Source organism: Streptomyces sp. NPDC002886 (genome assembly GCF_042888445.1).
In the GTDB taxonomy this organism is placed as follows: domain Bacteria; phylum Actinomycetota; class Actinomycetes; order Streptomycetales; family Streptomycetaceae; genus Streptomyces.
On record NZ_JBIAPV010000001.1, the window covers coordinates 980,550 to 994,222 of the forward strand.

Consider the following 13,673-nt stretch of genomic DNA (forward strand, 5'->3'; position numbering starts at 1 on the left):
AGGAGAACGGCATATGCGTTTGCGCTGGTTGAGCGCGCGTGCGATCGACATCGATCAATCCGCGATCATCACTGACCGTAATTCTTCCAGCTTTCGTCTCTGCGCCCTCCGAGTGCGCCCGCGCTGATTTCCTTGCCCCGCACACGGGATGGGGTGGAGCGGTGAGCGATGGCAGCGGTCTTCCGGAGGAGTCCGGTGGCGGGGCCGTGGGTCTGCCGAGCCGGCGACGGCGGCCGGCGCCCATGAGCCAGTGGAACGCGACGGCGCGCCTGTCGTACTGGGCTTTCCACGCCGACCGGCGCCCGGCCTACATGCGGTTCGCGTTCCTGCAGCTGGGCTCGGACGCGGCGGCCGAGGAAGCGGTCGACGCCGCCTTCGACTCGATCATGTGCGAATGGCTGCGGATGCTGCACATGGACCGGCTCGACGCCTACGCGTGGACCGTCCTCAAACGGCGGCTGGTCGACCGCCAGTTCCGCCGCAGCCCCTGGCCGGAGCCCACGGACACCAGTGCCTTCGAAGCGGCGCTCAAGGAGGCCCACGCGCAAGCCGACCAGTACGAGGTGCTCACCGACACGATCCGCTTCTACTCCGCCGTCTCCCGGCTCGCCGAACGGCAGCGCGACGCCGTGCTGTTGCGGTACGGACTTCAGTGCACCCCCGGCGAAGCCGCCGCGATCATGGGTGTGGACGAGGCCACGGTCCGCTCGCAGCTCGGCCAGGCCCAGCGGCGGCTCGCCCGGCTGCTCGACACCGCGGCCGAGTCATGAACCGCAACACGAGCCGCGGAACCCGCCGCGAGGACGGCGGACTCCCGCGCTCCCTGGAGCAGTTCCTGGCCCGGGCCAGCGTGCGCGACCGCTATCCGCACTACGACCTGGGCGCGGCGGAGGCCCGGCTGCTGCGGGGCACGGACGCCACCGCCGCGGCGCCCCGGCCGGGCCCCGCCCCGGCTTCCCGGCGCGGCGGCACCCACGCCCGGCGCCGCACGCCGGGCTGGAGCGACCCCCTGCGCGATCTTCCCCTGGACTCCGAGCGGGCCGGACGCGACCTCAAGGCCGCCTGTCTGGCCTCCGTGTGCGCCACGGAGGCCAGGGAACGGCTCGACGCCTTCGAGAGCGGCGGACACGCCGACCTGCCCGGAGCCGTGGTCTTCGGCTGTCTGCTGCACCTGGCCGGTCTGCGCGAAGGGGCCCGGTTCTGGTGGCAGTTCGCCGCCGGGTCCGGGCGCAGCCGCACCACGCACGCCGCCTACTGCCTCTTCCTCGACCACTCCCGGCGCGGCGAGCACCACGACGCCCGGTTCTGGGCACGGGAGTTGGGCCGGCGCCGCTTCCGGCCCGGCGGACGGCGGGAGCTCCGCGAGGTACGGCTGTGCGCGCAGGCGGCCGTCCTGCGCTACGTCGACCAGCTCGACGACCCCGACCTGGGCCCGGTGCCGCTGCCGAGGCCCGGGCTCTCCCGGGCACTCGACGCCTTCCGGCCGCCCGCGCCGGCCACCGCGCCCCGACCGCCCCGGCCGGAGGCGGGCCGACCGGGCTCGGGCCCGATGGGGCCGGGGCGGCTGGGCTCGGGCCCGCTGCGCCACCCCGCGCTGACGGCGGCTGCCCGCGGGACCGTCGTCCAGCCCGGCGGGGGCGAGGCCCTCGCGGCCGCGCGGCGCGCCTTGGCCGTCGTACGGGTCCTGCGGCGACGGCCGCTCGGCGTGCGGGCCGGGCGGCTCGCGCGGGAGGCCGGCCTGGCCGAGGCGGAGCTCGCGCCGCTGCTGTCGATGCTCTGCGAGGAGGAGTACGCGTACCGCCCAGGCGTCGGGGTCTACGCCCCCGGGCCGGCCCTCGACCGGCTCGCCGCCCCGGGCGGCCGGGGCCTGGCGGGCCAGTTGCAGCGCACCCTGGCCCTGGCGCGGGACAGCGCGGGCGCGGCCGTGTACCTGAGCCGGTACGCGGAGGGGGAGGTCCGGATCACCCAGATGGCGGACGGGCCGGGCGCCCCGCCGGTACGGGAGTGGGTGGACTTCCGGGACGCCGCGCACGCGAGCGCGGTGGGCAAGTGCCTGCTGAGCCAGCTCGACCACGACGGCCGTGCCGACCACGTGGCCCGGCACCGGCCCGCCCGGCTCACCGAGCGGACCATCACCGACAGCCGGGCCCTGTTCAGCGCGCTCGACGCGGTGGCCCCCGGGGCGCCCGTCTTCGACCTGCGCGAATACGCCCCCGGCGTGGTGTGCGCGGCGGTCCCCCTCGCGCTCGGCCACGCGGCGGGCAGCCTCGCCCTGTCCCTGCCCGGCGGGCACGCGCACCGGCTGGGCCGGGCCACCGGGGCACTCCGGCTCAAGGCGGTTCCGGTACTCCTGGCGCTGCTGCTGGCGGGGGCGATCCCGCCGGACGGAGCGGACTCCCCGGAGGAGGCCGCTGCGGCGAAGGGTGCTGCCGGGGCGGACGGGCCGCAGCTACGGGCGGAGCCGGAACCCGCCTCGATGCCGGTGCCGGTCACGGCGGAGACCCTGCGCCACCTGCGCAGGGTGTTCCGGACCCCGCTGACGCGGACCACGGGCGGGGCGGACGGGCCGCACCTGGTCAGCGACAGCGCCTCGGAGGCGGCGTACCTCTTCGACGCGGGGCAGGACGACGCGACCCCGGGCCTGGCCCTCCCGCGCACCTTCGCCCCGCTGGTCCCGGGCAGCCTGCGGACGGCGGACGGGCGGCGCGACGGACGCGACGGGTGCGACGGGCTGGTGGTGCTGCGCACCTGACCGGGACGCGGGGGGGGCGGGGTCAGGGGGTGACGGAGACGGGCGCCCCGGGGACGAAGGTGGCCACGGCGATCTCGAAGTGGCGCTTGGCATCGGCGAGTTCACTCACCGGGGCGGAGACCCAGATGTCGTACATCCGGCCGTTCTGGTCCCAGCAGAGGTCGTAGGTGTGCCGGGCACCCTGGGCCGGGTCGAAGCCGTTCCAGGTGAATTCCCAGAGCGCGGCCGGGAGTTCGTGATGGATCTTCAGCACGACCGTGCCGTCGCGATAACCGGCATTGGTGTCCGGACCGTTCGCGTGCGCCTGCCGCATCACGCCGAGCGGGCCGCCGGGCACCGGCATCTTCACCCGGATCCCGATGCGGAAGGCCCCGTCCGGGGAGACGTAGAAGACCCGTTGGTCGTCGGTGGCCCGCTGGTACCCCACGGGCACGGCGATGGCGAAGCCCTGCGGATCGGCGAACGTCCGGTACCCGGCGGGCGGCTCGCTCGTGCCCGGGGCCGGGGAAGAGCCCGGGGCCAGGGCCGGGCCCGGAGGCACGGACGGACTCGGGGTCACGGACGGACCTGCCGTCACGGACGGACTCGCGGCGCCGCCCGGGACCGCCGGCGCGCCCCGCGACCCCCGCCCCGCCTCGTTCGCTCCGTCCCCTCCGGACAGCAGGTTCAGCCGGTCGGCGCCCACCACCGCGCCGGCCGCCACCAGGACGGCGGTGGCCACGATCAGCCCGAGGCGCAGGCCGGGCCGGGTGGCGAAGCGCTGCCTGGCCGTCGGACGCGGAGCCACGGCCGGGGCCGTCAGCCCCTCCGACTCCGGCGCCGACGCGGGTACGGCGGGGGCGGGACCGGGTTCGGGTGGGGGTACGGGCAGCCCGCGGTCGGCCGGCACGGTCATCGGCTCGGCCGGGCTCCCACCGGCCAGGTACGCCGACAGCAGCCGGTCCGCCTCGGCCGCCGCCATCCTGCGCTCCGGGTCGCGTTCCAGCAGGCCCTGGATGACCGGCAGCAGCGGCCCCGCCTGGGCGGGCGGGTGGATCTCCGCGGAGACGACGGCGTGCATGACGCCGCCCAGTGAATCGCGGCGGAAGGGGGACTCCCCGGTCAGCGCGGCGCACATGAGCGTCCCGAGCGACCACAGGTCGGCGGCCGGTCCGGCCTCGGCGCCCCGCATCCGCTCGGGAGCGGTGTACTCCGGCGAGCCGATGAAGGCGCCCGTCTGGCTGATGGTGGCGGCCCCGGAGAACCGGGCGATGCCGAAGTCCGTGAGCACCACCCGGCCGGTCCCCGCCTCCATGAGGACGTTGGCCGGCTTCACGTCCCGGTGCAGCACCCCCCTGCCGTGCGCCGTGGTCAGGGCGCCGAGCAGTGCGAGGGCGGTCCTGGCCGTCTCGAACGGGGTGAGGGTCTTCCCGGCGGAGATGAGCTCGGCGAGGGAACCGCCGTCGACCAGTTCCATGACGATGCAGGGCCGCCCGTGGTGCTCGACGACGTCATGGACCACGACGATGTGGGGGTGCCGCACGTGCGCCACGGCCCGCGCCTCGCGCAGCGCCCCCGCGGCCGCACCGTCCCCGTCGCCCTCGCCCGCGTGCAGTTCCTTGACGGCGACCGGGCGCCCGAGCAGTTCGTCGGTGGCCCGCCAGACGGTGCCCATCCCACCCCGGCCCAGCCGGTCCTCCAGGCGGTACCGCCCGGCCACCACGACACTGCCGCGCACCTCGTCCTGTGCCACCGCGCTCCCCCTCACCCGATCCCGGAGCCATGATGCCGTAGCCCGCTCTCCCGGCGGCCCGAGCACGGCGCACTCTAGAATCGCGTCGGGCGGCACCGGCACAGCTCTACGGGGGGCACACGTGGAACCCGCAGCCATCGGGCTCAAGTTGGCGACGGCCGTGATCGGCCCGCTCGTCAGGAAGTTCTTCGTCAGCGACGCCCCGGGGGCGGGGCTGGTCGACCAACCGGTCCGGCTCTCCGGGTACGTCTCCTTCAAGGGCGAGAAGCGCACCCTCACCGAGTCCGACGTACGCACCCTGGCCGCCACCCTCGTCCAGCAGGCCCTGAGCACGGGCGAACGCCGCATCCCGCAGGACGAGCACGAGGCCGTCACCGACGCCCTCGCCGCGACCCTGCACGCCCTGGGCGACCTCACGATCACGGACGTGGACGCCGTCCGCCTCGGCCCGGAGGCCTTCGCCCGCGCACTGCGCCGCGCGGCGGACCGCCCGGAACGCCACCTCTCCGCCGACGCCACGCACTTCTACGAGGCCCTGCTCGGCGTCGCCTCGCTGCACATCCTGGAGTTCTTCACCCAGCGCAAGACCTTCACGGCGCACGCACTGGTCGGCCAGACCCGGGCGGTCGCCGAACTGACGTCGAAGACGGATGAGTTGATCCGTCGTACCCCGCTCCCCGACGCGGCGGACGCCGCGTTCGAGACGACGTACCTGCCGTACGTGGCGAAGAAGCACTCCAAGCTCACCATCTACGGCATCGACCTGAGCAATTCACCCACGCGCTGGCCGCTGGACGTGGCGTACCTGAGCTTGGAGGCGGCGCCCCTCGGACGCTCGGAGATCTCGTGGGACGCCTACGAGACCGCGGACGATTTCCTCGCGGTGCGGCGAACCCTGGAACCCCAGCCCGCGGATCATGCACTGGCCCGCACCCCCCGCGTCCTCCTGCGGGGTGAGGCCGGCTCCGGCAAGACCACGCTCGTCCAGTGGCTGGCGGTCACCGCCGCGCAGCAGGACCGCCCGGACCGACCGGCCTACCTCCGCGGCCGGATCCCCTTCGTGCTCCCGCTCCGCACCCTCACCCGCCACGGCGAACGGCTCCCGGCCCCGAAGGACTTCCTCGCCGCGACCGGCTGCCCCCTCGCCGGGTCCCAGCCCTCGGGATGGGAACACCGGGTGCTCACCGCGGGGCGAGGGCTGGTCCTGGTGGACGGCATCGACGAGGTCCCCGAGCCCGAACGGGAACGGACCCGCCGCTGGCTGCGGGACCTCATCGACACGTACGACGGCGACAACCGCTGGCTGGTCACCTCGCGCCCGTCGGCCGTGGGCCAGGACTGGCTCACCGAGGAGGGCTTCGGCGAACTGGCGCTGTCCTCCATGAGGCAGGCCGAAACCGCCACCTTCATCAAGCGCTGGCACGCGGCCGCCCGCGGCGGGACCGAGTCCGCGGCCGAACTCGACGCGTACGAGGCGCAGCTCCTCACCGCGGTCCGCACGAAGGCCGACCTCGGCCGGCTGGCCACCAACCCCCTGATGTGCGGCCTGATCTGCGCGCTCCACCGCGACCGGCGGGGCTATCTCCCGCACGGCCGGAAGGACTTGTACGAGGCCGCCCTGTCCATGCTGATCAGCCGCCGCGACCGCGAGCGGGACATGCACGTCCCCGATCTCCGGGAGGAGCCCCAGCTGGAGCTGCTCCAGCGCCTGGCCTACTGGCTGATCAAGAACGGCCGTACGGAGATGGACCGCTCCCAGGCCGAGGACATCATCGGCCGCGCCCTCCCCGCCGTCCCCGAAGCCGCGGCACTGGGTGACGCCCCGACCGTCTTCGACCACTTCCTCCAACGCAGCGGCCTGCTCCGCGAACCGACCCCGGGCACGGTGCACTTCGTCCACCGCACCTTCCAGGACTTCCTGGGCGCGCGGGCGGCGGTGGAGGAGGGCGACTTCGGTCTGCTCGCCGCGCACGCGGCCGACGACCAGTGGGAGGACGTCATCCGCATGGCGGTCGCCCTGGCCCGACCCCGCGAACGGGTGTCCCTCTTCGAGGACATGCTGAGCCTCGGTGACCTCGCCGGGGACCGCCGCGTCCGCTTCCGCGTCTATCTCTTGGCAGCCGCCTGCCTGGAGCACGCCACGACGCTGGAGCCATCGGTCCGCGAAGCGGTGGAAGGACGCACCGCCAGGCTGATCCCGCCGAACGGCGAGGACGAGGCCCGCGCCCTGGGGGAAGTGGGGCCGTTGATCCTGGACCTGCTCCCCGGCCCTGACGCCGTCGCTGCGCAGGACGGGTACTACGTGGTCGTCGCGGCCACCCGGGTCGAGTCCGACGCCGCGCTGCCCTTCCTGACCGGGTACGCCGCCGCATCGGACTCCCCGCTCGTGATCCGCAGCCAGCTCGTATGGTCCTGGTCGCGGTTCGACACCGCCCGGTACGCGGAGGAGGTCATCGCGCTGCTGAACCCGGAGGAACTGGCCTACACCGTCACTTCCGATGCGCAGCTGCACCAGCTGGAACGGCTGGGAGTTCGCGTGGACGCCTTGGACGTCAGGGCCGACGTGTCCGCGTCCGCGCTCGGCTCGTACCTCGCCCGGCATCCGGTGGCCGAGCTCAGGCTCCTGCACCATCCGGTGACGGATCTGGGGTTCCTGGCCGGACAGACACGACTCTCGTCGTTCACGGCCACTGACTGCCCGGCGCTCGTCGACTTCTCTCCTCTCGCCGGGCTCCCCATCCGGGCGCTGGAGATCCACAGTGAGGCACCCATGGATCTGGGCGTGCTGGAGCACCTGCCGGAGCTCACGACGCTCCAGATCCTGGGGTCCGCCCGCATGCACTGGTCCTTGGAGAGCCTCCATCCGAGAGCGCCTCTTCAGCACCTCCTCGTGACGGGATCCGCCCGCACCGCGGGGCTCGCGGGGCTGTCCCGCTTCACCGGGCTCAGGTCCCTCGATTTCGTCGTTTCCTCCGCCTCGGCCGAAGACTGGGAGGTGCTGTCCGGCCTGCCCGTTCTCCACGATCTGAGCCTGGACGCGTCTTCCTTCGCGGATCTCCCGCCCGGCACGGTGCTGGAGCAGGTGACCGATCTCCGCCTCTGGCACAGAGAGCGCGAGGAGAGCGTGCAGCAGGTGATCGACCTGCTGCCGCGTGTCCTGCCCAACCTCCGCACCCTCGGTCTCCCCGGGGAAACGGCCCTGCTGGTCGACACGTCTCCGGTGGAGGAGATGCCCACCTTCAGGAATCTCCGGATCAACAGTCGCGCCTTCTCCCGCCGGGTCGGCACGCTGTTCCACTCCGTGCACGACTGACAGGACCTTCGGTCAATCCCGATCCGCCCGGGCCACCACCCTCCGGGTAAGGTGTCGGACCGTGGCTGATCGTCGAACGGCAATCATGGAAGGCGCCGCGCGGGTCATCGCCCGGCGCGGCGTCCGCGGCCTGCGCGTGGAGGAGCTCGCCGCCGAGGCGGGCGTGTCCACGGCGCTGATCTACTACCACTTCAAGGACCGCGCGGGGATCCTGCGCGCCACGCTGGAGTTCATCAACGACCGCGCCGGCCGGTACACCACGGAGCGGGACCCCGGCGATCCGCCGCTCGACGCCCTGGGCGAGCTGGAGCAGACGCTCCTGCTGGAGTTCCAGGACGACCCCGGGGTGCGGGAGAACAGCACGGCCTGGGGAGAGCTGCGGGCCAGCGCGGTGTTCGACCCCGACCTGCGGGAAGACCTCGCCGACGCCACCCGCGTGTGGATCCAGGAAGTGGGCGACCTGCTCGGGCAGGTCCGCCCCATGGCCGGAGCCGCCGCCCTTTCCGGTGCCGCCGAGCGGCTGACCGCCCTGGTGGAGGGGCTGAGCTCGCGCTGGCTCAGCGGCAGCCTGCCCCTGCCGCACGCCCGTGAGCTGATGGTGTCCTCCATCGCCGCCGAGCTGGACCGCCTCGCCCGTAACTGACCGGCCCGCGCCGCAGGCCCCGTAGGACACCCTCCCCCGGTAAGGGATCACGCACGCTCCGCGTCTTGACCGAATTTTCAGTCAGTGACAGAGTTCTGGCCATGGCCGCTCTCGGCCCGTACCCCCACCTGATCCGGAGGCCCCTCGATGCCCGACTCCCCCGACGACAGCCGCTCGCTCCTCGGCCGGTTCTTCGGCTCCTCCCCCTCCCGCAGGATCGTCCTGGGGGCTGCCGGACTCGGAGCGGCGGGAGTCGCGCTCGGGACGGCGGCCGCCGCGGTCCCGGGGGCGGTCCGGGCGCCGAGCGCGGGGGTCCAGCGCTGGCGGGTGGACATCGACGACGTGCCCCACGCCCGCACCTGGATGTCCTGGCCCTCGCGCTCGTCCATCTGGGGCGGCCGCGCGCTGACCGGGGTCCAGGAGGACATCGCGCTGATCGCGAAGACGATCGCGCGCTACGAGCCCGTCGTCATGTGCGCCCCGGACGCCTACACCGCCGCCACCGCCCGCTCCTGGTGCGGCCCGGGCGTGACCGTGACCACCGCCATCGGCACCGACGACCTCTGGATGCGCGACATCGCGCCGGTCTTCCGCCGGGACGGCCGCGGCGGACTCGACGCGATCGGCCTGAACTTCAACGGCTGGGGCAACAAGCAGGCCCACTCCTACGACGCCCACGCCGCGGAGAGCGTCGCGTACGAGGCCCATCTCCCCTTCAGCAAGACGGACTTCGTCGGCGAGGGCGGCTCGATCGAGACCGACGGCGACGGGACCGTGATGGCCACGGAAAGCAGCCTCGTCAACAAGAACCGCAACCGGGGCTGGAGCCGCGCCGAGGTCGAGGACGCCGTCCTGCACGCGTACGGGGCCGACAAGATGATCTGGGTGCCCGGCATCAAGGGCAAGGACATCACCGACGACCACATCGACGTGACCTCGCGCTTCATCCGTCCCGGAGTGGTCATGGTCCAGGTGCCGCCGGCGGGCCGCGACGACGTCTGGGCGCGCGATGCCCGCGAGCAGTTCTCGATCCTGTCCGCGGCGACGGACGCCCGGGGCCGGCGGCTGACCGTCATCAAGGTCGACGGTCCCGACACCACCCGCTCGAAGAACCCCGAGTTCGTCGACTCGTACATGAACTTCCACGTGGTCAACGGGGCCGTCATCACCGCCCAGTTCGGGGACTCCGCGAAGGACGCGGCGGCGAAGCGGGCCCTGGCCGCCGCCTTCCCCGGCCGGACCGTCGTGCAGCTGAACGTCGACCGGCTGATGGCCGGGGGCGGTGGCATCCACTGCTCCACGATGGCCGAACCGCGCCCGTAGAGCCCGCCCGCCGCCGGCGCCGGTAGACCAGCCGACGCCGGCGCCGGCCGTGCACCGGGGCGGCCCGCCCTTCCCTTCACAGATGAGGCCGTATGCGACTGACACCCACCGAGCGGGACCGGCTGCTGATCTTCACGGCGGCGGAACTGGCCCGCGCCCGCCGCGCGCGCGGCGTGAGGCTCAACGTCCCCGAGGCCACCGCCCTGATCACCGACACGGTGTGCGAGGCGGCGCGCGACGGCCGCAGGCTGGCCGAGGCGATCGAGGCGGGCCGCCACGTGCTCAGCGCCGCGGAGGTGCTGCCCGGGGTGCCCGACGTGGTCACCTCGATCCAGGTCGAGGCCGTTTTCGACGACGGTACGAGGCTCTGCGTCATCGACGACCCCTTCCGGCATGAGGGTTCGCTCGGGGCCGACGCCCCGGGCGCGGGCCTGCCCGGAGCCGGCGAGGGCTACGGGCCCACCGCCGCGACCGTCCGGGTCGCCGTACGGAACACGTCGAGCGTGCCCATCAGCGTCACCTCGCACTTCCACTTCTTCGAGTCGAACCCGCGCCTCGCCTTCGACCGCGCCGCCGCCTACGGCACCCGGCTCGCCGTACCGGCCGGCTCCTCGGTCCGTTTCGACGTCGGGGCCACCGTCGTGGTGGAGCTGCTGCCCATCGGCGGGGCGCGCGTCGCCATCGGTTTCGCCGGCCTCGTCGACGGCCCCCTGGACGCGCCCGGAGCGCGCGAGGCCGCCCTGGCCAAGGCCCGGGCCACGGGATACCTCACCTCCTACGAAGACAGCGCGACTTCGCACAGGGAACAGGCACAAGGACAGGAGCAGGCATGAGCGGCAGCGTCTTCGACTCCGCGGGCTGCCACGGCCGCCCGGGCGCCGCCCCGGCGGACAGCACCGACCCCCACGACTACATGGCCGTCCACGGCCCCCGGGCGGGCGACCGGATCCGGCTCGGCGACTCCGGGCTCATCGTCCGCGTGGAGTCCGATTCCCAGAAGCCCGGGGACGAGTTCCTGGCCGGCTTCGGCAAGACGGCCCGCGACGGCCTGCACCTGAAGGCCGCCGCCGTCCGCGACACCTGCGACATCGTCATCAGCAACGCCCTGGTCATCGACGCCGTACTCGGCATCCGCAAGACCAGCATCGGCATCCGCGAAGGGCGCATCCACGCCATAGGCCGGGCCGGCAACCCCGACACCCTCGACGACATCGACGTCGTGGTCGGCACCGGGACGACCATCGTCTCGGGCGAGGGCATGATCGTCACCGCCGGTGCCATCGACACCCACGTCCACCTGCTCTCGCCCCGGATCATGGAAGCTTCCCTGGCCTCCGGGGTCACCACGATCATCGGGCAGGAGTTCGGCCCCGTCTGGGCGGTCGGCGTCAACTCCCCGTGGGCGCTGAAGCACGCCTTCAACGCCTTCGACGCCTGGCCCGTCAACATCGGCTTCCTGGCCCGCGGTTCCTCCTCGGACCCGGCCCCGCTGATCGAGGCCCTCGCCGAAGGCGGCGCGTCCGGCTTCAAGGTCCACGAGGACATGGGCGCGCACACCCGCGCCCTGGACACCGCCCTGCGGGTCGCCGAGGAGTACGACGTACAAGTCGCCCTGCACACGGACGGGTTGAACGAGTGCCTGTCTGTCGAGGACACCCTGCGGGTGCTGGACGGCCGGACCATCCACGCCTTCCACATCGAGGGCTGCGGCGGCGGCCACGTCCCCAACGTCCTGAAGATGGCCGGCGTCGAGAACGTCATCGGCTCCTCGACGAACCCCACCCTGCCCTTCGGCCGGGACGCCCTGGGCGAGCACTTCGGCATGATCGTCTCGGCGCACGACCTGAAGGTCGATCTGCCCGGCGACGCCGCCATGGCACGCGACCGGATCCGCGCCGGGACGATGGGCGCCGAGGACCTCCTGCACGACCTCGGGGTCATCGGCATCACCTCCTCCGACGCCCAGGGCATGGGCCGCGCGGGCGAAACCGTACGCCGTACCTTCGCCATGGCCGGGAAGATGAAGGCCGAGCTCGGCCCGCTGGACGGCGAGGGCTCCTACGGCACCGCCGAGAGCGGCGACGACAACGAGCGCGTGCTGCGCTACATGGCGAAGCTGACCATCAACCCGGCGATCGCCCACGGCCTGTCCCACGAGGTCGGCTCCATCGAGGTCGGCAAGCTCGCGGACCTGGTGATGTGGTGGCCGGAGTACTTCGGCGCCAAACCCCAACTGGTCCTGAAGGGCGGCTTCCCGGCGTACGGGGTCACCGGCGACCCGAACGCGTCGACCGACCGCTGCGAACCGCTGGTCCTGGGACCGCAGTTCGGCGCGTACGGGGCCACCGCGGCCGACATCTCCGTGGCGTTCGTCGCGGAAGCGGCCGTCCAGAACGGCGACATGATGCCCACCCGGCGCCGCCGCGTGGCGGTCCGCGGGACCCGGGGCATCGGGCCGAAGCACATGCTCCGCAACAGCCGTACGGGCAGCGTCGACGTCCATCCCGGCACCGGCCTGGTGTCGCTCGACGGGGAGCCGCTGGTCTCCGAGCCGGCCGACTCCATCTCGCTGAGCAGGCTCTACTTCCTCTAGGGCGCACCCGGTCCGCGACCGGGCCGCACCGGCGGAGCGGGCACGCGCCCTACGCGAACCCGCCCCACACGGACGCTCCGCCATCCGCGGCACCGGCACCGGCACCGGCACCGGCACCGGCAGTCGCATCGATCCGGTACGTGTCGTCCTTCGCGTCGCGTCCGCCGGGAGCGTGGTCGTACTGGCCGGCGAAGACGTGCTCGCCGGACGGGACGGACCTGCCGGGCTTCAGGGTCCACCGGTAGACGAGGAAGCCGCCTTCCTGCCGGGCGGAGAGGTCGAAGTCCGCGGCGGGCCGGGTCCGCCAGCTACCGGTGTCCCTCACCCCCTCGGTGAGGGCGATGCGCAACTCGACGACGAGCGAAGTGAGCGGCTCCCTCGCCTTGAGGGTGACGTTGCTCTGCGCCCAGTAGGTGTTGCTGTGCGGGTCGACCGAACCGTCGGCCCACAGCGGGCCGTTCTCGGTCCGGCTGCCCTCCACCGGCGCCGCCGGACGGGCGACGGAAGACGGGGCGGCGGCCGTCGGGTTCCGTGGCGGGTCCGGGGCGTGCGGGGTGGTGACCACCATGAGGGCGCTCACCGTCAGGGTGCCGGCGGTGGCCAGGGTCGCGAGGGCGATCTTCGGCCAGGTCAGGGCACGCACACGGACGCGGACGCGCTCCCGGTTCCGGGGCCGGGGGGCGGTGCCCCGTCCGACCCGGGCCAGGATGCGGGCCCGGTCGGGCAGGTGGGCTTCGGCGCTCTCCCGCAGCAGACCGCGCAGCTCGTCGGTCACCGGCTTCCCCCTCCCACCAGCTCGTCGGCGGCCCGGGCACCGAGCAGCCGTTGCAGTTCCGCCGTCCCCTTCGAGGTCTGGCTCTTCACCGTACCCACCGATATCCCGAGCGCCGCCGCGGTGTCCTTCTCCGAGAGGTCGAAGGCGTACCGCAGCACCACGCAGGCGCGTTTGCGGAACGGCAGCCTGTCCAGCGCGGCCCGTACGTCCATGACCGCGGCCATGTCCGGCCCGCCGGTGCGCTCCGGGCGGTGCGACCAGAACAGCAGGACGCGCCGCCGCTCGCGCACCGTGCTCCGGATCCGGCTGCGGGCGAGGTTGGCGACGACGCCGCGGGCGTAGGCCGCCGCGCAGTCGGCGCGGCGGGCCCTGTCCCAGCGGTGCCAGAGCGCGACCATCGCGTCCGCGGCGAGGTCGTCGGCGGCGTCCGCCTCTCCGGTCAGCAGGTAGGCCAGGCGGGAGAGTTCGGCGTGGTGGCGTTCGAAGAACACGTGGAAGTCCGCGGCCGCCTCGTCTTCGGTCATGGCCTGGGTACGGCCTCT

The 13,673-nt window shown here is 73.4% G+C and carries 9 protein-coding genes and 1 pseudogene; 7 read left to right on the forward strand and 3 right to left on the reverse strand.

The window, feature by feature from the left end; all coding sequences use genetic code 11:
- The first annotated feature begins 242 nt into the window (after positions 1-242).
- Both ACFYYB_RS04435 and ACFYYB_RS04440 read left to right on the forward strand, forming a co-directional pair.
- Positions 243-770, forward strand: coding sequence for a sigma-70 family RNA polymerase sigma factor (locus tag ACFYYB_RS04435; protein WP_327303326.1), 528 nt, complete (start codon positions 243-245; stop codon positions 768-770).
- Positions 771-1,549: 779 nt separating this feature from the next.
- Positions 1,550-2,365 (forward strand): annotated as a pseudogene (locus ACFYYB_RS04440) (IclR family transcriptional regulator C-terminal domain-containing protein); the annotation flags it as partial.
- 409 nt (positions 2,366-2,774) lie between these two features.
- Here the strand turns inward: ACFYYB_RS04440 and ACFYYB_RS04445 are convergent.
- Positions 2,775-4,484, reverse strand: coding sequence for a protein kinase (locus tag ACFYYB_RS04445; protein WP_389433143.1), 1,710 nt, complete (start codon positions 4,482-4,484; stop codon positions 2,775-2,777).
- Between the two features lie 121 nt (positions 4,485-4,605).
- Here ACFYYB_RS04445 and ACFYYB_RS04450 point away from each other — a divergent pair, with 121 nt between their 5' ends.
- From ACFYYB_RS04450 to ACFYYB_RS04470, 5 genes are all read left to right on the forward strand, one after another.
- Complete coding sequence (locus ACFYYB_RS04450) at positions 4,606-7,797, forward strand: NACHT domain-containing protein (protein WP_389433144.1); 3,192 nt, start codon at positions 4,606-4,608, stop codon at positions 7,795-7,797.
- Positions 7,798-7,858: 61 nt separating this feature from the next.
- Positions 7,859-8,440: a TetR/AcrR family transcriptional regulator gene (locus ACFYYB_RS04455; protein WP_389433145.1), complete on the forward strand. Its 582-nt coding sequence runs from the start codon at positions 7,859-7,861 to the stop codon at positions 8,438-8,440.
- Positions 8,441-8,587: 147 nt separating this feature from the next.
- Positions 8,588-9,763, forward strand: a complete 1,176-nt coding sequence (locus ACFYYB_RS04460; protein WP_389433146.1) for an agmatine/peptidylarginine deiminase — start codon at positions 8,588-8,590, stop codon at positions 9,761-9,763.
- Positions 9,764-9,855: 92 nt separating this feature from the next.
- Positions 9,856-10,596 (forward strand): urease subunit gamma, encoded by a 741-nt coding sequence (locus ACFYYB_RS04465; RefSeq protein ID WP_389433147.1) that lies wholly within the window; start codon positions 9,856-9,858, stop codon positions 10,594-10,596.
- Positions 10,597-10,676: 80 nt separating this feature from the next.
- Positions 10,677-12,356: an urease subunit alpha gene (locus ACFYYB_RS04470; protein ID WP_389433462.1), complete on the forward strand. Its 1,680-nt coding sequence runs from the start codon at positions 10,677-10,679 to the stop codon at positions 12,354-12,356.
- Positions 12,357-12,405: 49 nt separating this feature from the next.
- Here ACFYYB_RS04470 and ACFYYB_RS04475 read toward each other — a convergent pair whose 3' ends face one another.
- Positions 12,406-13,131, reverse strand: a complete 726-nt coding sequence (locus ACFYYB_RS04475; protein ID WP_389433148.1) for a hypothetical protein — start codon at positions 13,129-13,131, stop codon at positions 12,406-12,408.
- Positions 13,128-13,655, reverse strand: coding sequence for a SigE family RNA polymerase sigma factor (locus ACFYYB_RS04480; RefSeq protein ID WP_389433149.1), 528 nt, complete (start codon positions 13,653-13,655; stop codon positions 13,128-13,130). Before ACFYYB_RS04480 ends, ACFYYB_RS04475 begins: the two co-directional genes overlap by 4 nt.
- Positions 13,656-13,673: the final 18 nt, after the last annotated feature.